The sequence below is a fragment of the Geodermatophilus sp. SYSU D00708 genome (assembly GCF_054050115.1).
The window spans coordinates 1-19,556 of sequence record NZ_JBJGYS010000034.1 but is presented as its reverse complement, the minus strand read 5'-3'; the positions used below and the strand labels follow the sequence as shown (position 1 = coordinate 19,556).

The window sequence follows — 19,556 nt, the reverse complement described above, 5'->3', positions numbered from 1 at the left end:
TCACTCCCCGATCCGTCGAGGGGCGGAGACGGCCACGCCTGCCCCGCTCACATCCGGAAGACGCCGTAGCCGACGTCCTCGAGCGGCGCGTTGGCGCAGGCGGACAGGGCCAGGCCCAGCACGGTCCGGGTGGAGGCGGGGTCGATCACGCCGTCGTCCCACAGCCGGGCGGTGGCGTAGTAGGGGTGCCCCTGGGTCTCGTACTGGTCCCGGATCGGCTTCTTGAACGCCTCCTCGTCCGCGGCCGGCCACTCCTCGCCGCGGGCCTCCAGGCCGTCGCGGCGCACCTGGGCCAGCACCGACGCGGCCTGCTCCCCGCCCATCACCGAGATCCGGGCGTTGGGCCAGGTGAACAGGAACCGCGGCGAGTACGCCCGGCCGCACATCGAGTAGTTGCCGGCCCCGAAGGAGCCGCCGATGACGACGGTCAGCTTGGGCACCCGGGCGCAGGCGACGGCGGTGACCATCTTCGCGCCGTGCTTGGCGATGCCGCCGGCCTCGTAGTCGCGGCCGACCATGAACCCGGAGATGTTCTGCAGGAACAGCAGCGGGATGCTGCGCCGGTCGCACAGCTCGATGAAGTGCGCGCCCTTGAGCGCCGACTCGCTGAACAGCACGCCGTTGTTGGCGACGATCCCGACCGGGTGGCCGTGCAGCCGGGCGAACCCGGTGACCAGCGTCTGCCCGTAGAGCGGCTTGAACTCGGCGAACCGGCTGCCGTCGACCAGCCGGGCGATCACCTCCCGGACGTCGTAGGGGGTGCGCGGGTCCGGCGGCACCACCTCGTAGACCGACTCCGGCGGGTACAGCGGCTCCTCGACCGGCTCGACGTCCCACGGTCGCGGGGCTCGCGGCCCGAGGGTGGCCACGATCTGCCGGACGAGCTGCAGCGCGTGCGGGTCGTCCTCGGCCAGGTGGTCGGTGACCCCGCTGACCCGGCTGTGCAGGTCGCCGCCGCCGAGCTCCTCGGCGGTGACCACCTCGCCGGTCGCGGCCTTCACCAGCGGCGGGCCGCCGAGGAAGATCGTGCCCTGCTCGCGGACGATGACCGCCTCGTCGCTCATCGCCGGCACGTACGCGCCGCCCGCGGTGCACGACCCCAGGACGGCGGCGATCTGCGGGATGCCGGCCTTGGACATCGTCGCCTGGTTGTAGAAGATCCGGCCGAAGTGCTCGCGGTCGGGGAACACCTCGTCCTGCATCGGCAGGAACGCCCCGCCGGAGTCGACCAGGTAGACGCACGGCAGCCGGTTCTGCAGCGCCACCTCCTGCGCGCGCAGGTGCTTCTTCACCGTCATCGGGTAGTAGGTGCCGCCCTTGACGGTGGCGTCGTTGGCGACGACGACGCACTCGCGGCCGGAGACCCGGCCGATGCCGGTGATGATCCCGGCGGCCGGGGCATCGCCGCCGTAGAGGCCGTGCGCGGCCAGCGGGGAGAGCTCGAGGAACGGGCTGCCCGGGTCGAGCAGCGCGTCGACCCGCTCGCGCGGCAGCAGCTTGCCGCGCTCCACGTGCCGCTGGCGAGCTCGCTCCCCGCCGCCTTCGGCGACCCGGCGCAGCTGCGCGGCCAGGTCGGCGGCGAGGTCGGCGTGGGCGGCGGCGTTCCGGGCTGCGGCCGCCCCGTCGGCCGTCGGTGTGCGGGAGAGCACAGGTGCGTCCACGGCGGCGATGTTAACGACCGTTCACTCGGTGGGTCAACGCGCGTTAGCATCTGCGCGGTGACCGAGCCGGTGAGGTCACCTGCGGATCGGAGCGCCGTCGGTCACGTGCCCGACGAGCGCCGGCGAGGAGGGCATGTGGCCGAGGTCGACACCGCCCTGCACGCCGACGCGGCCCGGCCGTCCCGCCGGGAGCAGATCCTGCGCGCGGCCGCGCAGCTGTTCGCCGAGCGCGGCGCACGGGCGGTCGGGGTCGACGACGTCGGCGCGGCGGTCGGCGTCACCGGCCCGGCGATCTACCGGCACTTCGCCAGCAAGGACGCGATGCTCGCCGAGATGCTGCTGCGGATCAGCGAGCGGCTGCTGGCCGGCGGCACCGCCCGGGTGGCCGCCGCCGGCGACGACCCGCTCGCCCAGCTGCGCACGCTCATCGCCTTCCAGGTCGACTTCGCCCTCGACAACCCGGCGCTCATCACCGTGCACGACCGCGACCTCGGGTCGCTGGCCGAGGAGGAGGCCGCGCAGGTGCGGCGGCTGCAGCGCCGCTACGTGGAGGTGTGGGTCGACGTCCTGGGCCGGCTGCACCCCGGCGCGGACGTCGGGGCCAGCCGGGCCCGGGCGCACGCGGTCTTCGGGTTGATCAACTCCACGCCGTACAGCGCCGGGCGGGTGCCGCGGGCCGCGATGGCCGACCTGCTCGCCGCGATGGCCGAGGCCGCCGCCAGGACGTGAGCCACGGGAACGGCCCCGCTGCAGGGGCCCGCCGCGAGTAGGAGGACCCCTCGAAGGACCGGGGGCAGCGGGGTCCTCCTTCAGGCGGCGGGGTCGGGCATGGGCAGGACCAGCCCGGTCGAGGCCACGACGTCGAGGTCGTGCGCGGTGCCCTTCTTGCCGCCCCGGGCCCACGCCGTCTCCACGATCGTCACCGTGCTGCCCGACACCGCGCTGGCGTACTCCGCGTCCTTCAACTGGTCCGGCCCGCCGTCGTAACGGGCGCCCTCGCGCAACAGGTCGCTGACGTTGCCGCTGCCGTTGCGGTCGGCCAGCGCGCGCAGCGCCCGGGCGGGCGAGGCCTCGCCCATGTCGACCACCGACACCGACACCACGACCGGACGCCCTTGGACCTCCGTCGAGTACAGCGCCCGCGCCAGGCCGGTGCAGTCGGTGTCGGAGAAGAAGTCGGCCACGGCGCCGTAGGCGTTGCCCTCGCAGGTGTCGTCGACCCGCACCTCCTGGGCGACGAAGGTCAGCCCGTCGACCACCTCGCGGTCGCCGACCTCGGGGCCGGCGGGCGCCTGCACGGGCGCGGTGGAGTCCCCCGCCTCCGACGTCCCGGCGCCGGCGGAGGCATGGTCGTCGTCCCCGCCGAACAGCAGCGTCGCGCCGATCCCGAGGACGACGACGAGCAGCAGCGCCGCCCCGACCAGCAGGGCGGTGCGCCGCGCCGACCGCGGGCGCCGACGGGGCCCGACCAGCGGGACGCCGTCGGCCAGCGGCGCCCGGGCGGCCGTCGGTGCGGGGGCGGGCGGGGACGCGGGGGCGGCCGGCGCCTCGGCCCGGACCGGCTCCTCGACTCTGGCCGGCGCCTCGGCCCGGACCGGCTCCTCGACTCTGGCCGGCTCCTCGACCTGGACCGGCTCCTCCGGCTCGGCGCGGGCGAACAGCCCCCCGATGCCGCCGGTCTCCTCCGCGGTCACGCCGACGGTGGGGCCGACCAGGGTGTCCTGCGGGCCGACCCGGGGGGACTCGGTGCGGGGACCGGGTGCCGGCGGAGCGGGCGCGACGAGGGCGGAGGCGGCCGCGGCGTCCCGGGTCGCGGCGGCGCGGGCGGCCGCCTCCTCGTCGGCGCGGATGGCCGCCGCGGCCACTGCCGCCGCGGCCACCGGGTCCACCAGCGGACGGCCGGACGGCGCGGCGGCCGGGGCCGGCGCCGGGGCGGGCTTCGGCGCGGCGGCCTTCATCGCGGCGGGCGCCAGCAGTTCGGGAGTGCGCAGCACGTAGGGCGAGTACGGGAAGCCCTCGCCGTTGAGCTCCTGCACCGTGGGACCGCGGCCGGCCAGGCCCAGCGCGTCCAGTGCGGCGCGGACGTCGGCGGTGGTCCACAGCCGGGGGTTGTCCACGCCGGTGTAGCGGGCCGCCCGGGCGATGCCCAGCAGCAGCGAGCGCGGCTCGAGCAGCGCCACCTGGTCGCCCTCGCCCAGGTCGCCGTCGGCGGGGACCAGCCCGGTGAGGTCGCCGACCAGCACGGTGAGCCGGGCGATCCGGCCGGGCTCCAGACCGGCGCGGCGCAGCCGGACGGCGGCGTCCATGCCGGCGCGCATGAGCCCGTCCAGCGGGGTGGACCCGCCTCCGGACAGCCGCAGCACGTCGCCGGGCCGGCCGGCCTCCGGCCCGATCGTCCAGGAGCCCTCGGGCGTCGCGGTCACCACGCCGCTCTGGCGGACCACCTCGGCCACGCGGACCACCGCCAGGCCCTCCGGCACGAACAGGACGGCGTCGGCGAGCCGCCGCTCCATCGGTCCGTCGACGACGGGGATGGAGGCCACGACCGCACCTCGGACCGCGCCGCCGGTGTCCCAGCGGCTCAGCTCGTCGAAGAGCGCACGCTCCCCCGCCGTCTGCAGCGGCATGGGGGTGAGGGGCAGCACGTGGTCCTCCGAGCGGGTCTGGCGGCGGGGCGGCGGGAAGCCGCGCCAGCGCTGGAGCCGGGGCCCGGCGGTCGACGGCGACCCGCCCCGGCAGAGCTGTCATCCGAACGTTACGTCATGTGACGCGGGGGCCGGAGCCCTCAGCGGGTCGGCGTGCCGCCTCCGACCGCGCTCAGGACGGCGTCCGGCGCGTACTCGCGGCCGGGCTCCACCGGGCGCGCCCAGGCCTCCAGCCACCGGCTGCGGCCGACGGCGTCGACGACCGTCCAGAGGGCGGTGAACACGACGCCGGTCAGCACCACCGCCGCCGGGCTCCAGTCCCAGGGCGGGAGGAAGCCGATCGCGTCCTGGCCGGCACCGGCGAGGTAGAAGGCGGCGGCGACCAGCGGCCCGGCCAGCCAGCCGGGCAGCCGCAGGGTGACCGCGAGGTCGATCGCGACCGCCCCGACGAGCAGCACCAGGGGGAGGACCGACGGCGGGAAGTCCAGCGCCACCAGCCCCAGCCACATGACGCCGCGGTAGGCGAGGTACGTGGCCGCGACCGCGGTCGCGGTCCAGCGCAGCCCGACCAGCTTGCGGGCCACGACGAGCGCGAGCAGGCCGGCGCACAGCATCCAGGCCGGGTGCACCCAGGACGGGACCGGCAGCATGAACATCGTCGGCGTCTGCCCCTGGGAGGCGGCGAAGTCCAGCAGCTGCGGCTCGGCCGTCGTCCGGCCCGCGTCGTAGGCCTGCAGCGACAGGACGCCGTACTCCTGGTGCTGGTTCGGGAAGACGACGTTCTCGACGAAGAACAGCCACAGGCCGAGCGACACCAGGTCCCGGACGCGGCCGGGCGCGGCGTAGAGCCACCAGCCGCGGATCGCGCCGGCGAGCATGATCGCCGTCCCGATGTAGAGCAGCGCGTGGCTGGGGCTCCAGCTGGTGATGTCCAGGCCGTTGATGCGGTGGTTGAGGATGTCGATCGGGATCGCCACGAGGAAGGTCGCGATGCCGACCTGCATCAGGCGCAGCGCCCGCCGGTCGACGCCGTAGCCGGTGTAGCTGTGGAAGACCACGAGCCCGATCACCACCGCGGTACCGGCCGAGTTGAGCAGGTGCGGCGGGGCCAGGTCGTCGCGCAGCCACTTGAAGTGCCAGGAGACGTCCCACGAGGAGCCGAGCATCTTCAGCAGGAACGCGCCCAGCCACGCGGCGTAGATCCAGCGCAGCTCCTGCTGCCGGGTCGGGCGCCCCGGCCGGCCGGGCGTCGCGTACGCCGCCCAGAACCAGCGCAGCGCGAGGAGCGGGTGGCGCAGGACGGCGGCGAGGGACCCCGGAGCCGGCGGGACCGCTCGGTCGGTCGCGGCAGGTGCAGCGGCAGCGGGCACGGCGGAACTCCTGGTCTCGGGGCGGATCGCCGCCGAGCGTAGTGGCCCGGCGGCCGTTCCCCCGGGCCCCGAGTGGCACCGGTGTGGCGGATGCGCTATGGAGCCGACACGCGGGGCAGTGGTGGCGAGCGGGACGTAGGGTCGTCGGTCGTGGCTGACAGCGCGGGACATCTGGTCTGGATCGACTGCGAGATGACCGGACTGGACCTCACCCGGGACAAGCTCATCGAGGTCGCGGTGCTGGTCACCGACTCGGAGCTCAACGTCCTCGACCCGGGCCTGGACCTGGTGATCTCGGCGTCGGACGACGACCTGGCCGGCATGGCCGACGTGGTGACCGAGATGCACGCGAAGTCCGGCCTCACCGAGGCCGTGCGCGCCGCGACCCTGACCGTCGCCGAGGCCGAGCAGCAGCTGCTCGCCTACGTGAAGCGATTCGTCCCCGAGCGGCGCACCGCACCGCTGTGCGGCAACTCCATCGGCACCGACCGCGGCTTCCTCGCCCGGGACATGCCCGAGCTCGACGACCACCTGCACTACCGGATGATCGACGTCTCCTCGATCAAGGAGCTCGCCCGCCGCTGGTTCCCGCGGGTGTACTTCGCCCAGCCGCAGAAGGGGCTGGCCCACCGCGCGCTGGCCGACATCATCGAGTCGGTCCGCGAGCTGGCCTACTACCGCCGGACGCTGTTCGTGGACGGCCCCGGCCCCTCCACGACCGAGGCGCAGGCGGCCTCCGAGCAGGTGACCGCGTCGTTCGCGGCGGTCTTCGCGGTCGAGGACGCCGGTCAGCCGGGCGAGGCGACCGGCGAGGCACCCCCTGCGGCGACGGGCGCCTGAGACCCGGTATCGTTGCGCCGGTTCCCCGGTCGACCCGCTCTGAGCAGCCGGCCGGGAGACGTGGTGGGTGTAGCTCAGCTGGTAGAGCACCAGGTTGTGATCCTGGGTGTCGCGGGTTCGAGCCCCGTCACTCACCCCACTGGGAGGGCTGGTCAGGTGACTGACCAGCCCTCTCGTCGTTTCGGGGGCGGTGCTGCGTCAGCGGCCGGCCGCGCTCGCCGCGCCGGCGTCCGCCTCCTCCCGCACGACCGGGTCAGCCGCCCGCAGCAGGAGGGTGAAGACCGGCGGCGACGACTGGGTGAGGTGCAGCCGTCCCTCTTCCGCCTCGGCCAGACGCCGGGCCAGCGCCAGGCCGATGCCGTGACCGTCGCGCCGGTCGGCCCGCTGGGCGAACAGCAGTCCGGGAGGGTGGCACACGCCCGCCCCCTCGTCACTGACGTCCACCGCCACGGCACCGCTGGCCTGGCGCACCGCCACGCCGACCGGCCCGGCCCCGTGCACCGTGGCGTTGTCGACGAGCACGGCGAGGACCTGCCGCACCGCGGCGGCCGACGCGCGCGCCGGCGGGACGTCGGGGTCGACCCGGACCACCAGGTCCCGGCCCTGCAGCGCCAGCCGCGCGCCCCACTCCGGGGAGAGGTCCCCGACCAGGGCACCGAGGTCGACCGGCCCGGTCGCGGTGGCCTGGCCGGCCCGGGCGAGCAGGAGCAGCTCCTCGATGGTCGCCTCGAGGCGGTCGGCGTCGGCCAGGCTGGCCACGATCGCCGGCCGCGGGTCCTGGGAGGGCTGCTCCAGCGCGGCCTCCAGCCGGAGTCGCAGGCCGGCCAGGGGCGTGCGCAGCTGGTGTGAGGCGTCGGCGGAGAACGCCCGCTCCCGCGCGAGCAGGTCGTCGAGGCGGGCGGCGGTCGTGTCCAGCGCCGCCCCGACGGAGTCCAGTTCGGGGATGCCGCCCCGCCGGCTCCGGACGCTGAAGTCGCCGTCCCCCAGCCGACGGGCGGTCTCCTCCAGGTCCTCCAGCGGGCGGGCCAGCCGCCGAGCCTGCCGACGGCCGACCAGCCAGGCGACGGTCACCGCCGCCCCGGCGAGGCCGGCCATCCCGGTCCAGATCAGCGCGACCTCGTCGAGCACGTCGGAGCGGTCCTCGGAGACGAGCACTGCCCCGATCACGTTGTCGGCGTGCGTGACCGGGGCGGCCGCGACCAGGACGTCGCCGTCGACCCCGGCCTTGATGTCGCCGTCGAGCGCCCTCTCCAGGACGCCGAGGTCGTGGTCGGGCGCCACCCCGGCCAACTGGTGCTCGTCCTCGTCGTACACGGCGACCCGCAGGTCCTCGCCGTCGTCACCGACGTCGGTGATGTCCTCGCGGTCGATCGCCGAGCCCGCGCCCACGTCGTCGGAGACCTCGATGGCCACCTCGTTGGCCACCCGGACCAGGTGACCGCGCTCGTGCTGGACGACGTACTGCAGCACCGCCACGGCCAGCGGGACGCCGAAGAGGAAGGTCGCGAGGGCGGAGGCCAGCACGGCCACGCCGATGATCCGAGTGCGCACGGGCATCGACTCCATTCCGCAGCCGTCCGGGGGCGCAGCGCTCGTCAGCCGTCAGGATGCAGCGCGCCCGGCGGGGTGTCACGCGTCCCCGTGCCCGTTGTTGGCAGGTCCCTGTGAGTTCGGCAAGAACTTGGCAAAGCGTCGCCGCCCCAGCACCGGTCGGTCTCGGATCGATCGAGTGTGCCGCGTGTCCCCGTTCATCGGCCTCCGGTGGTCAAACCGTGGCGGCCACCGCGCGTCGAGAGGAGAGAACGGCTGATGACCCAGACGGACGTCCTGATCGTGGCCGTCATCGCGGGCCTGATCATGGTGGTCGGGTTGGTCATGTGGGTGCTGGAGCGGCGACAGTAGGCACCCCCCGTTTCGGGGACCGGGCAGGACCGTCGGCACCCCCCGGACTCGGGATCCGCGACCGCCCGCGCCCCCGCAGGGTCGGAGTCCAGCGGTCGCGGCGCCGCCGTCCGGTCGACGGAGGGCAGGCGTCGTAGGCAGGGAGCCCAGGACCGCGCTGGACCCGGGGAGCCGCGATGCCCATCCCGTCCCTCGCCCGCCGCACCCGGCGCGGCGCGGTCGCGACCGTGGTGGCCGGCACCGCCCTCGCCCTCGTCGGCCAGGACCTGCTCGGCGCGGCACCGGCCCGGGCGTCCCTGACCGGCCCGGGCGTGGACGACGGCGAGCACGTCACCGTCTCCTCCGACGCGGACTCCGTGGCGGTCCACGGCTACCCCGAGGGGACGCCGCTGGTCGTCGAGGTGCTGCGCCGGGACCCGGCCACCGGCGAGGCCGTCGTCCTCGGGCGGGCGAGCGGGCCCGCACGGGCCCTGGAGGGCGGTCCCGGCCTGGCGGTCAACGCCGGACCGGCGGGGGTCGCCGCGCAGCCCGGGGACTGCTGGGACGTGCAGACCCCCGACATCCGCCCCGGCGACCGGGTCGTCGTCACCACCCCCGAGGACACCGACGAGGTCACCGTCGACGACCTCCGGTGGACCGGCCCGCCCGCCCTGGAGCCCGACACCGGCGACGTGGTCGTGGCCGGCGTCGCCCGGTACGCCGACGGCGCGCCGATCCCCGTCGCCGAGCTGACGGTCGACGAGTTCGCCGACGGCACGGGCGGCTACCGGATCGTCGCCGACGAGGTGGTCGCCACCGACGCGGACGGCGGCTTCCGGATCCGCTACCGGACGCCGTTCACCGGCTCCCGCAACGACGCCGAGCTCACGCGGGACCAGCGCGCGGCGGTGCTGCTCGGCAACGGCCACGGCGTCGAGCACATCGTGTACGCCGAGCCGCCGGCCGCCGAGGTCGTGCCCGGGGAGACGGTGCTCGGCGAGACGGTGCTCGAGGAGCCGCCGGCGGGCGGGACGGACGCGTCGTCCACCGAGGAGCCACCGGCCGGGGAGGAGCCGGCCGGCGGAGCGCCCGCCGGGACGGTGTCCGACGAGCCGCGGCCGGTCGAGACCATGCGGATCACCGGTCCGGCCGAGACCCCCGGCCCGGCCGAGGGCTGCGAGGGCTCCCCCGCCGCCGGCGACACCCCGCTGCCGGCCGACGAGTCCATCCCCACGGACCCCACGACCGACCCGGCCGACGACAGCATCGACACCGACACCGACACCGACACCGACACCGACACCGACGGTGCCGCGCCGACGGTCACGGCCGCCACCCCGGCCGACGGTGCCACCGGCGTCGCGGTGGGCACCCCGGTCACCGTCACCTTCAGCGGACCGGTGCGCGGCGTCGACGCGACGACCCTCACCCTCACCGGGCCCGACGACACCCCGGTGCCGGCCGACGTCACCTACGACCCGGACACGTCCACGGCGACCCTCGAGCCGCGGAGCCCGCTCGCCGCGGACACGGCGCACACCGCGTCGGTCGAGGGCGTCACCGACGACGCCGGCGACCCGCTGGCCGCGACGTCGTGGACCTTCACCACCGCACCCGCGGCGCAGGAGCCCGCCGACACCACGCCACCGCAGGTCACCGCGGAGACCCCGGCGGCCGGCAGCACCGGCGTCGCCCTCGACGCACCGGTCACCGCCGTGTTCAGCGAGGACGTCACCGGGGCGGACGCCGGCGGCCTCACCCTCACCGGCCCGGACGGCGCCGTCCCCGCGGACGTCGGGTACGACCCCGCCACGCGCACCGCGTCGCTCACCCCGGACGCCCCGCTCGCGTGGGGGACCACCTACACCGCCGCGGTCGACGCCGGGATCACCGACGCCGCCGGGCTCCCGCCGGCCGCCACCGCCTGGACCTTCAGCACCGCCCCGGCGCCGGACACCACGGCCCCGGCGGCGACCGCCACCTCCCCCGGGTCGGGCGCCTCGGCCGTGCCGCTGGACGCGCCGGTGACGGCCACGTTCAGCGAGCCGGTCACCGGCGTCGACAGCGCGACGCTGACCCTGACCGGCCCGGACGGCGCCGTGCCCGCGACGGTCACCTACGACCAGACCACGCGGGTGGCGACGCTGACCCCGGCGGCGCCGCTGGCCCCCGGGACCGCGCACGTGGCGACCGTGACCCAGGGCATCCGGGACGCCGCCGGCCACGCCCTGGCCCGGTCCTCGTGGACCTTCACCACCGGGCCCGCCCCGGACACCGCCGCTCCCACCGTCGCCGGCGCCACCCCGACCGACGGCACCGCGGGCGTGCCGCGGGACGCGACCGTCACCGCCACCTTCAGCGAACCGGTCGACGGGGTCGGCCCCGCGACGATGGTGCTGCGCCCGGACGGGGCGGGCGACGCCGTCCCCGCCGCCGTCCGGTACGACGCCGCCACCCGCGCCGCCGTCCTCGACCCGGCCGCGGACCTCGCCCCCGGCACCCGCTACACGGCCGCGCTCGACGGTGCGGTCCGGGACGCCGCGGGCAACCCGCTCGCGCCGGTGTCCTGGTCGTTCAGCACCGCCGCGCCGGCGCCGGCGGTCGCCGTGGCCGCGCCCGCCATTAGCGACCGGACCCCGGCGCCGGGCGCGACCGCGGTCGCCCGCGAGGACGACGTCCGCATCACGTTCAGCGAGCCGGTCACCGGGGTCGACGCCGACACCGTCACCCTGCGCGCCGAGGGCCTCGGCAGGGTGAGCGCAGCGGTCCGGTACGACCCCCGCACCCGCGTGGCGACGCTCGCCCCGGCCGCGCGGCTCGTCGCGGACACCACGTACACGGTCGGCGTCGGCAGCGGGGTGCGCGACACCGCCGGGGACCGGCTGGCGGCCACGACGTGGCGCTTCACCACCGAGGCGGCCCCGCCGCCGGACCGGACGCGTCCGAGCATCACCGGGCACAGCACCCCGCCCGGTGCCACCGGGATCGCTCCCGACGCCACCGTCGCGCTGGTCTTCAGCGAGCCGGTCACCGGACTCACCGGCTCCTCGGTGACGCTGCGGTCGGCCGCGGGGCGCACCGTCCCGGCGGAGCTGCGGATCGACCCGGGCACGAACTCGGTGGCCCTCGTGCCCACCGTCGACCTCGCCCCGGGCACCCGCTACACGGTGACGATCGGCACCGCGGTCCGGGACGCCGCCGGCAACCGGTTCCCCGGCACCTCGTGGACCTTCACGACCGCGGCCGGCCCCGGCGACGCCCGGTCGGCCGTCCGGGGCCGGTGACCGCGCCGCCCCCGTGCCGGGTGGGGCGGCAGTGACAGGAGCGCCGAACACGCTCGCCGGGGTACTGGTCGGCCCCGGCGCGCCTGGCGACCCTGGGGGCATGACTCTCGCCTACTCCTACGGGACCGCTCACGCCGTCGTGATGGTCGGCTCGGTGGGCAGTCCCGAGGGCCTGCAGCCCCGGCAGATCGGGCCGGCGCACGCCACGATCGGCCGGGTCACCGGCCGCAGCCGCAAGGCACTGTGCGGCGCCTACGTCGCCGTCGACGAGCAGACCGTGTGGCCGCCCGAGGGCTACGAGAACTCGCAGCTGTGCGCGGAGTGCGCCACCCTCGCCGCGCTCTGACGACCCGTTCGGCGCGCCGCCGTTCCCCCGCTGCTCAGCCGCCGGCCACCGACGGCAGCACCTGCACGACGGCGCCGTCCGGCACCGCCGCGCCCAGGCCGCCGGTGAAGCGCACGTCGTCGCCGTCGACGTAGACGTTCACGAACCGGCGCAGCACCCCGGCCTCGTCGCGGATCCGGCGGTCGAGCAGCGGGTGGTCGGCGGCGAGGGAGTCCAGCACCTCCCGGAGCGTGCCGCCGCCGTCGACCTGCAGGTGCTTGGCGCCGCCGGCGAGGTCGGCCAGCACGCCGGGCAGCACCACCTCGACGCTCATCAGCCGATCCTCGCGGCGCGGACCACCAGCACGTCGGGCAGGTGGTCGGCCACCAGGGTGAAGGTGTCCCCCTCGTCGGCGCTGGCGTAGACGCAGCCGTCCCGCGTGCCCACGTACAGGCCGGTCGGGTCGGCCTCGTCGGCGCAGAACCCGTCGCGCATCACCGCGGCCCAGAACCGGTCGGGCAGGCCGGCGCCGAGCTCGGTCCAGGTCTCGCCGGCGTCGCGGGTCCGGTGCACGCGCAGCCGGCCCTCGGGCGGCACCCGCTGCATGTCGGCGACCAGCGGCACGACCCACGCCGTCCCGGGGGTGGACGGCGAGGCGACGATCGGGAAGCCGAAGTCGGCCGGGAGGCCGCCCGCGATCGACGTCCAGGCCTTCCCCGCGTCGTCGGTGCGGAAGACGCCGAAGTGGTTCTGCGCGTACATGCGGTCCGGGCCGGCCGCGTCGACGGCGACCTTGTGCACGCACTGGCCGTACTCGGGCGGGGGCTCGGGCAGGAAGACGGCGCTGATGCCGGAGTTGCGCGGCGTCCACTCCCCGCCGCCGTCCTCGCTGACGTAGACCCCGCCGGTGCTCATGGCGATGGTGACGCGGTCCGACGCCGGGTCGGGCAGCACGGTGTGCACCGCGCCTCCCCCGCCGCCGGGCTCCCAGGTCGGCCGGTGCGGGTGCTCCCACAGGCCGCGGACCAGCTCGAAGCTGCCGCCGCCGTCGGTGCTGCGCCACAGCGAGTGCGGCTCGCACCCGGCCCACACGACGTCCGCCCGCTCGGCGCTGTCGGGGCGCAGCTGCCAGACGCGGGCGAGGGCCGCGCCGGTGTCCTCGGGGAAGCGGATCGCGCCGGACTCGGTCTCCTGCCAGCTCGCGCCGAGGTCGTCGGAGCGCATGACCGTCGGACCCCAGTGCCCGTACTGGATCCCGGCCAGGACCCGCGGCGTCGCCCGGCGGGTGTCGATCGACACCGCCGCGACCTCCTGGGCGAGCAGGTGCGGCTTCCCCAGCGTCCAGGTCCGGCGGTCGTCGTCGCTGCGGGCCAGCCACAGGCCCTTGCGCGTGCCGATGGCGAGCAGGTCGGTCATGGCGCCCCTCCGGGTCGGTCCGCGGGGCACAGAGTTCGCCCCTCGGACGTACAGACCGTCCGAGGGGCGAGAACTCAGCGGCGGGTGGCGCCGCCGGCGGGCTGGTCGGGACCGGCGGGCTGGCCCTGGCCGCCGGCGCCGTAGCCGTCGCCCTGGGCGTGCCGGCCGTCGGCCGGCGTCCCGTCGGTGTGCCGGCCGTGCGAGTCGGCCAGGCCCGGCGCCAGCTTCTCGGCCTTGGCGCGCAGCTGGTCGGCGGCCGACGCGTGCTCCTGCGCCGCCTCCGCGCGCTGCTGCGCCTCCTGCTCGGCCAGCCGGGTCCGCTCCTCGACCTCGGCGCGCTCGCGCCGGGCCCGGGCGGCCTGTTCCTCGGCGGCGGCGCGCTCCTTCTCCGCCTGCGCGCCACGCAGCTGCGCCTCGCGCAGGTGGTCGCGGGCCTGCTCCCGCTTGCGCGCGGAGTTGATCCGGTTGCGCTTGGCCATGGTCAGGGCCAGCAGTGCGAGCAGCACGACGGCCACCACGACGATGAGCACGATCACCCAGGCGTCCACGGCACTCTCCTCAGCTCGGGAACCGGGTTGATCACTTCCCGCGCCGGGCCTCCGGGAAACGCCGGGTCGACCGGCGTCGCCTCACTTCAGCGCGCTGCCGGCCTGCCACTCCTCCCACGGGATGGTCCAGTCGTAGATGTCCGAGCGCAGCGTGCCCGCGCTGGAGCCGCGGATCTCGACCACGTCGCCGGGCTGCGAGAACTCGAAGAACCAGCGGGCGCGCTCGGTTGACACGTTGATGCAGCCGTGCGACACGTTCTCCCGGCCCTGCTGGGCGACCGACCAGGGTGCGGCGTGCACGAACTCGCCGCTGTCGGAGATCCGGACGGCGTACTCGACCGGGGTGCGGTAGCCGCCGGGACTGTCCACCGGCACCCCGTAGGTGCTGGAGTCCATGACCCGGTCGCGGTTCATCTCGGTGACCACGTGCGCCCCGTTGTAGCTCGGGTTGTCCGGGCTGCCGGCGCTGATCGGCCAGGTCTGCACCAGCTGGTCGCCGTCGTAGACCTCCATCGTGTGGGTGGACGCGTCGGCGATCGAGACGTGCCGCTCGCCGATCCGGAAGGAGACCGTGCGGTCCTTCTCGCCCCACACGCCTCCGCCGAAGTCGACGCCGTAGAGGTCGGCCTCCAGGGTGACGTCGGTGTTCTCCGGCCAGTACTGGGACGGCCGGAAGTGCACCTCGGTGTCGCTGAACCAGTTCCAGACGCCGTCGGTGGGCGTCGAGCTGGTGACCTCCAGGTGGCTCTCGACGGCGGCCTTGTCGGTCACCGGCTCGTCGAAGTAGACGCGGATCGGCATGCCGACGCCGACGGTCTGCCCGTCCAGCGGCCCGATGGAGGGTGTCGTGACCGTCGCCGGGTCCACGGTGGTGAACGTGGCCGAGGCCTCCGCCGGCTGGTCGTCGGCGTTCTCGGCCGTCGCGGTCAGCGTGTAGTTGGTGGCGTAGGCCAGCGGGGCGTCCGGCGTCCAGACGTCGGTCGCCGGGTCGTCCGGCGAGTCCCCGACCGACCCGGTCACCGGCGCGCCGGCCCCGTCGACGACGGTGACGTCGGTGAGCTCGCCGTCCGTGACGGAGATCTCCACCGGGGCGGTCGGCGAGACGTCCGCCGTGCCGTCGGCCGGGGACACCTCGACGGTGGCCGGCGCGGCCGTCGCGGTGGTCGCGGTGGTCGCGGCGCTGGCCTGCCCGCTGTCGTCGCTGCCCTGGCAGCCGGTCAGCAGGGCCAGTGCCCCCACCGTGACCAGCGCGGCCGTCCGTCGCATGCGTTCCCCTCCACCTCGTCGGGAGCCGTCCTGCCCCGTCTCCCTGTATCGGCGCACCAGTGTCCATCCTGGAACCGGAACAGGACCGGACGGCGGCCGACGGGGCCGCAGGACCGGCCCACCCGACCACCCCGACGGCGCCTGGGAGGGCGCTGGTATCGTTCTCTCTCGTTGCCGGCCCAGCCGGACGGCACGCGCCATTAGCTCAATTGGCAGAGCAGCTGACTCTTAATCAGCGGGTTCGGGGTTCGAGTCCCTGATGGCGCACTCCACGACAGCGGCCTCGTCCTCCGGGACGGGGCCGCTTCGTCGTCTGCGGCCCGGCCGGCCCGCGCCCGCCACCCGACTCACCCCTCGGGGATGACGCACGACCGGCCCGCGGACCGGACGATCCCTCCCAGACCGCCCCGAGCTGGAGGTCCCGTCATGGGGAGCACCGCGCGCCGGCCGGACCTGCTGCCGCAGCCGGCGGCCCACCGCCCGCCGGCGTCGCGCTGCGCGGAGCGTGCGGCGTGACCGGCGTCGGCGTGGTCCTCGTCGGCCTGCTGCTGTGCTTCGCCGGGCGGCTGTCGATCCACCTGGCGGTGCTGGCGTCCGGCTTCGCGCTCGGCTGGCTGCTCGCGGAAGCGCTCGGGAGCTCGGCCGGCGTCGCTGCCGTCGTCGCCCTCTGTGCCGCCGTGGTGGCCTGGGTGCTGGCGACCGTCGTGTTCCGGGCTGCGTTGTTCGTCGTGGGCGCGGTCGCCGGCGGGGTCATCGGGGCGAAGCTGTTCGGGCTGCTGCAGGGCGACGACGGCAGCGTGGTCCTGGCCGTCCTGTTCACGGGAGCGGTCGCCGTGCTCACCGGCCTGGCCACGCAGCGCTTCCACGAGACCGCCGTCATCGCCGCCTGCGCGCTGGGCGGCGCCGGCCTCGCGCTCAGCGGGGTGGCCCGGCTGTGGCCGGACACGCTGGGATTCCTCCGCGTGCCCGACACCCCGACCGAGGCGGTCGTCAGCGCCGCGGCGTGGCTCCTGCTCGGCGCGCTGGGCTGGTCGGTCCAGCGGCGGCTGGCCGAGCGGCGCAGCAGGGTCCCGGGATAGGCGCCGCACCCGGACCACCGCTCGAACCCCCACCGATGGGAGGCCCGGACCATGCGGAGACAGCACCACGCGACCTCGCCGCTGCTGATGCCGCCGCTCGCGATGCCCGTCCTGCAGCGCGGCAGGCACCGGGACCCGTCGCAGGGCGCCTGCTTCATGGAGTACACGGCGCTCCTGGCCGGCGAGGAGTTCACCGACGAGCCGCGCTGCGTCGACGCGGACCTGGCCCTGGTCCTGCGCATCGCCAACGACCGGCTCCCGGACGCCGACCGCCACCGGCTCGTCCCGCTGCTCGGCCGGGCGATCGGCCTCCGCGTCGAGCGCCCGGTCCGGTCCTCGGGCCGGGGGGCGTGGCGGCTGCACCTCCGGCGGTTGGCCCGCCACCGCGACCTGACCGCACAGCTGCGCCGCAGGGCGTCCGCACGTTTCATGGCCGCCCTGGGCGTGGCGCCGACGCCGGCGACCCGGTTGCTCTACGGCGACGGGGAGTGCTGCGCGTCCCTCTTCTGGGACCTGGTGGACGACCCGCCTCCCGACTCGAGCGAGAGCAGCGCCGACCGCATCGTCGACCGGCTCCGGCTGCTGCACGAGTGCTACGAGCTGGCGCTGGACGACCTCGGGCTGGAGCGCGCGCCCACCGCCGGCCCCGCCGCCGAGCGGCCGGCGCCGTCGGCGCCCCGGGCGGAGGAGGTCCCGGGCTGACCGCCCCGGCCGGGGACGGCGCTCCCGCGGAGCACCCGCTCGGGAGCGACGGCGGGCAGGATGGCGCCCCCGGGAGGAGGAGGTCTGCAGGCCGTGCTCGTCGTGCACCGCGTGCCGTCGCCGCTGCGGCCGTTCGTCGCCGGGGCGCACGGCTACCGGGTGCCGGCCAACCCGACCGGGGTGCACCGCGGCCTGCCCTCCCGCCATCTGACGCTCGTCGTGGAATTGGCCGCGCCGCTGCGGCTCACCGGTCTCGGCGGCCCGGTCGCCGCCCACGCCGTCGCCGGGGGCCTGCACACCCGGCCCGCGCTGATCGACGCCGGCCGGCCGCAGGACGGCGTGCAGTACGCACTCACCCCGCTGGGCGCCTCGGCCCTGCTCGGCCTGCCCGCCGGTGAACTCGGTGAGCGCGCGGTCGACCTGGCCGACGTCCTCGGCCCCGCCGCCGACCGGCTGGTGGAGCAGCTCGCCGGGGCCCCCGGGTGGGCGGAGCGGTTCACCCGGCTCGACGCCGCGCTGCTGGGCCGGCTCGGCGGGCGCCCCGACCCGGTGCCGCCGGAGGTGCGGGAGGCCTGGCGGCTGGTGCACGGCAGCGCCGGCCGCTGCCGGGTCGAGGACCTCGCCGGGCACGTCGGGTGGAGCCGACGGCACCTGACCGAGCGGTTCCGGGTCGCGACCGGCCTGACCCCCAAGCAGGTCGCCCGGATCGCCCGGTTCGAGGCCGCCCGGCGGCTCCTGCTCGCTCCCGGCCGCCCGCCGCTGGCCGAGATCGCCGCGCGGTGCGGCTTCGCCGACCAGCCGCACCTGGCCCGGGAGTGGCGGGCGCTGGCCGGCTGCAGTGTGGGCACCTGGCTGCGTGAGGAGCTCCCATTCGTCCAAGACACCGCGGCCGAGGGCGGGGCAGCCTCTCCCGCATGACCACCGAGACCTCTCCCGCTCCCGCCTCACCCGCCGGCGTCGACCAGCCCACCCCGACCGTCTGGCCCAGCGTCGGCTTCACCGACGTCGACGCCGGGATGCGCTTCCTCACCGAGGGGCTCGGCTTCGTCGTCACCGCCTGCTACCGCAGCGAGGACGGGACCGTCGAGCACGCCGAGGCCCGCTGGCCCGACGGCGGCGGCGTCATGTTCGGCAGCCGCGGCAAGCCCGGGGACTGGGGCGCGCTCGGCCCGCAGGGCGTCTACGTCGTCGCCGCCGACCCCGCCACCGTCGACGCCGTCTGGGCGCGGGTGCGCGACATTCCCGGCGTGCAGGTGCTGCACGCGCTGCACGACACCGACTACGGGTCCCACCAGTTCGACGTCCGCGACGCCGACGGCAACCTGTGGACGCTGGGCACCTACCGCGGCGCCTGACCGGCCGGGCCGGCGTCCCGGGTCGCCGGCGGTGGTGAGCCCCGGAACACCAGCCAGACCAGGGTGGTCTGCCACAGGACGAACCCGGCCAGGGCCGCCAGCCACTCGGCCGGGCCCATCGCGGCCAGGGCCCTCCGGGGCACCACGGCCACCGAGCACAGCGCCAGGACGCCGGCCAGCCACACGACCACGGCGGCCCAGCGGTAGCGCGGTGCCCGGCTGGGACGGACGGTGATGCCCAGGGCGGAGAGGTCCTCCGGCGGGTGCCGGCGCAGCATGCTCCGCCGGGACCGGTAGACCGCGGCCCGGGGGTACCGCTCGGCCAGGACCCGCTCGCACCGGCGCCGACGGGACGGGCGCAGCCGGGTGCGGCGCGGGAGCGTGACCGCCTCGACGCGCGCCGCGGCGGCCCGGAAGCCGGTGTCGCCGAGGACGATGCGGCCGCGGGCGGCGATCACCGCCGTCACGTCCCCCCAGCCGACGCCCAGGCCGGTGTGGCTCGGGTGGTACCAGCCGTAGAGGCCGCAGCCGCAGCCCCACGCGGGCGGCGCGTGCGCCTCGTCCACGGCGCACCGGGCGGAGTGCACCTGCCCGCTCCACGGCCCGTCGGCCACGTGCACCGGAGGACGGAGGCCGTCCTCGGCCAGCCGGAACCGGCGGTAGCCCCGCAGCTCCCCGGCGACCAGCGGGGGCGGGTCGCCGGGGGGCTCGGCCGGGGCGGTCACGCCGGAGCGGGGGCGGCCGGCACGGGCTCGGTCACCGGCTCGGCCGGCGTGGGCTCGGTCAGCGGCTCGACCTCGATCTCGCGGCGCTCCCTGCCGATGTCCCCGGCCACGCACCGCCGCACGGGCCGTGCGGCGACGCGGTCGGAGCGGGGTGCGGTCGACGTGTCCATCTGCGGCTCCTCGTCCGTGCGGCTCCGCCTCGACCCGGTGCTCACGGCCGACGCGTCGGCTCCGCCCAGTGAAGCACCGCCCGGCGCTCCGGAGGGGCCCCTCGGGCGTGGCCGCCCACGGAGGTGCGGCGCCCCCTCCCGCGCGCCGCGGCGCCGGTCCGGTCCTCAGTCGGGGAGCGGGCCGGGGGGGGGGGGGGGGGGGGGGGGGGGGGGGGGGGGGGGGGGGGGGGGCGCGCGCCCCCCGGGCGCTCCCCCCCAGCCCCCCAGAAGACCCAGCAGACCCCGCCCG

The 19,556-nt window shown here is 76.3% G+C and carries 18 protein-coding genes and 2 tRNA genes; 10 read left to right on the top strand and 10 right to left on the bottom strand.

What is annotated here, in order from left to right; translation table 11 throughout:
- Nucleotides 1-47 precede the first annotated feature (47 nt).
- Nucleotides 48-1,661, bottom strand: a complete 1,614-nt coding sequence (locus ACI79D_RS21575; protein WP_456920553.1) for a carboxyl transferase domain-containing protein — start codon at nucleotides 1,659-1,661, stop codon at nucleotides 48-50.
- Nucleotides 1,662-1,796: 135 nt separating this feature from the next.
- On the opposite strand from ACI79D_RS21575, the gene ACI79D_RS21570 reads away from it, so the two are divergent.
- Nucleotides 1,797-2,390 carry an SACE_7040 family transcriptional regulator gene (locus ACI79D_RS21570; protein WP_456920552.1) on the top strand — a complete coding sequence of 198 codons (594 nt, stop codon included), beginning with the start codon at nucleotides 1,797-1,799 and terminating at the stop codon, nucleotides 2,388-2,390.
- Nucleotides 2,391-2,470: 80 nt separating this feature from the next.
- Here the strand turns inward: ACI79D_RS21570 and ACI79D_RS21565 are convergent, their stop codons facing one another.
- Together ACI79D_RS21565 and ACI79D_RS21560 are read right to left on the bottom strand one after the other, a co-directional pair.
- A complete protein-coding gene (locus tag ACI79D_RS21565) occupies nucleotides 2,471-4,306 on the bottom strand; it encodes a hypothetical protein (RefSeq protein ID WP_456920551.1) in 1,836 nt (611 codons plus the stop codon).
- A gap of 140 nt (nucleotides 4,307-4,446) precedes the next feature.
- Nucleotides 4,447-5,676 carry a hypothetical protein gene (locus ACI79D_RS21560; protein ID WP_456920549.1) on the bottom strand — a complete coding sequence of 410 codons (1,230 nt, stop codon included), beginning with the start codon at nucleotides 5,674-5,676 and terminating at the stop codon, nucleotides 4,447-4,449.
- Nucleotides 5,677-5,826: 150 nt separating this feature from the next.
- Between ACI79D_RS21560 and orn the strand changes: the two genes are divergently transcribed.
- Complete coding sequence (gene orn / locus ACI79D_RS21555) at nucleotides 5,827-6,516, top strand: oligoribonuclease (RefSeq protein WP_456920548.1); 690 nt, start codon at nucleotides 5,827-5,829, stop codon at nucleotides 6,514-6,516.
- Between the two features lie 63 nt (nucleotides 6,517-6,579).
- Nucleotides 6,580-6,655 (top strand) — tRNA-His (locus ACI79D_RS21550).
- Between the two features lie 59 nt (nucleotides 6,656-6,714).
- On the opposite strand, the gene ACI79D_RS21545 is transcribed toward ACI79D_RS21550, so the two are convergent.
- Nucleotides 6,715-8,073, bottom strand: a complete 1,359-nt coding sequence (locus ACI79D_RS21545; RefSeq protein WP_456920547.1) for a sensor histidine kinase — start codon at nucleotides 8,071-8,073, stop codon at nucleotides 6,715-6,717.
- A 521-nt stretch (nucleotides 8,074-8,594) separates the two neighbouring features.
- Here ACI79D_RS21545 and ACI79D_RS21540 point away from each other — a divergent pair.
- Both ACI79D_RS21540 and ACI79D_RS21535 read left to right on the top strand, forming a co-directional pair.
- Complete coding sequence (locus ACI79D_RS21540) at nucleotides 8,595-11,681, top strand: Ig-like domain-containing protein (RefSeq protein WP_456920546.1); 3,087 nt, start codon at nucleotides 8,595-8,597, stop codon at nucleotides 11,679-11,681.
- 100 nt (nucleotides 11,682-11,781) lie between these two features.
- Nucleotides 11,782-12,027 (top strand): hypothetical protein, encoded by a 246-nt coding sequence (locus tag ACI79D_RS21535; RefSeq protein ID WP_456920545.1) that lies wholly within the window; start codon nucleotides 11,782-11,784, stop codon nucleotides 12,025-12,027.
- Between the two features lie 34 nt (nucleotides 12,028-12,061).
- Here ACI79D_RS21535 and ACI79D_RS21530 read toward each other — a convergent pair whose 3' ends face one another.
- The 4 genes from ACI79D_RS21530 to ACI79D_RS21515 form a co-directional block, all read right to left on the bottom strand.
- Complete coding sequence (locus tag ACI79D_RS21530) at nucleotides 12,062-12,340, bottom strand: MoaD/ThiS family protein (protein ID WP_456920544.1); 279 nt, start codon at nucleotides 12,338-12,340, stop codon at nucleotides 12,062-12,064.
- Nucleotides 12,340-13,422, bottom strand: a complete 1,083-nt coding sequence (locus ACI79D_RS21525; RefSeq protein WP_456920543.1) for a WD40/YVTN/BNR-like repeat-containing protein — start codon at nucleotides 13,420-13,422, stop codon at nucleotides 12,340-12,342. The genes ACI79D_RS21530 and ACI79D_RS21525 overlap by 1 nt, the downstream gene beginning before the upstream one ends.
- Nucleotides 13,423-13,496: 74 nt before the next feature.
- Nucleotides 13,497-13,970, bottom strand: a complete 474-nt coding sequence (locus ACI79D_RS21520; protein WP_456920542.1) for a hypothetical protein — start codon at nucleotides 13,968-13,970, stop codon at nucleotides 13,497-13,499.
- A gap of 81 nt (nucleotides 13,971-14,051) precedes the next feature.
- Entirely contained in the window at nucleotides 14,052-15,236 is a 1,185-nt protein-coding gene (locus tag ACI79D_RS21515) for a L,D-transpeptidase (RefSeq protein ID WP_456920541.1), read from the bottom strand.
- 194 nt (nucleotides 15,237-15,430) lie between these two features.
- Between ACI79D_RS21515 and ACI79D_RS21510 the strand changes: the two genes are divergently transcribed.
- The 5 genes from ACI79D_RS21510 (at nucleotide 15,431) to ACI79D_RS21490 (ending at nucleotide 18,372) form a co-directional block, all read left to right on the top strand.
- Nucleotides 15,431-15,503 (top strand) — tRNA-Lys (locus ACI79D_RS21510).
- A gap of 245 nt (nucleotides 15,504-15,748) precedes the next feature.
- On the top strand, nucleotides 15,749-16,315 hold the full coding sequence (locus ACI79D_RS21505; protein WP_456920540.1) for a hypothetical protein: 567 nt from the start codon (nucleotides 15,749-15,751) through the stop codon (nucleotides 16,313-16,315).
- 51 nt (nucleotides 16,316-16,366) lie between these two features.
- On the top strand, nucleotides 16,367-17,017 hold the full coding sequence (locus ACI79D_RS21500; RefSeq protein WP_456920539.1) for a hypothetical protein: 651 nt from the start codon (nucleotides 16,367-16,369) through the stop codon (nucleotides 17,015-17,017).
- Between the two features lie 93 nt (nucleotides 17,018-17,110).
- Entirely contained in the window at nucleotides 17,111-17,935 is an 825-nt protein-coding gene (locus ACI79D_RS21495) for a helix-turn-helix transcriptional regulator (RefSeq protein WP_456920538.1), read from the top strand.
- Nucleotides 17,932-18,372: a VOC family protein gene (locus ACI79D_RS21490; protein WP_456920537.1), complete on the top strand. Its 441-nt coding sequence runs from the start codon at nucleotides 17,932-17,934 to the stop codon at nucleotides 18,370-18,372. The genes ACI79D_RS21495 and ACI79D_RS21490 overlap by 4 nt, the downstream gene beginning before the upstream one ends.
- Here ACI79D_RS21490 and ACI79D_RS21485 read toward each other — a convergent pair.
- Together ACI79D_RS21485 and ACI79D_RS21480 are read right to left on the bottom strand one after the other, a co-directional pair.
- Entirely contained in the window at nucleotides 18,357-19,097 is a 741-nt protein-coding gene (locus ACI79D_RS21485; protein WP_456920536.1) for a hypothetical protein, read from the bottom strand. The genes ACI79D_RS21490 and ACI79D_RS21485 overlap by 16 nt on opposite strands.
- Nucleotides 19,094-19,267 (bottom strand): hypothetical protein, encoded by a 174-nt coding sequence (locus ACI79D_RS21480; RefSeq protein ID WP_456920535.1) that lies wholly within the window; start codon nucleotides 19,265-19,267, stop codon nucleotides 19,094-19,096. The genes ACI79D_RS21485 and ACI79D_RS21480 overlap by 4 nt, the downstream gene beginning before the upstream one ends.
- Between the last annotated feature and the right edge of the window lie 289 nt (nucleotides 19,268-19,556).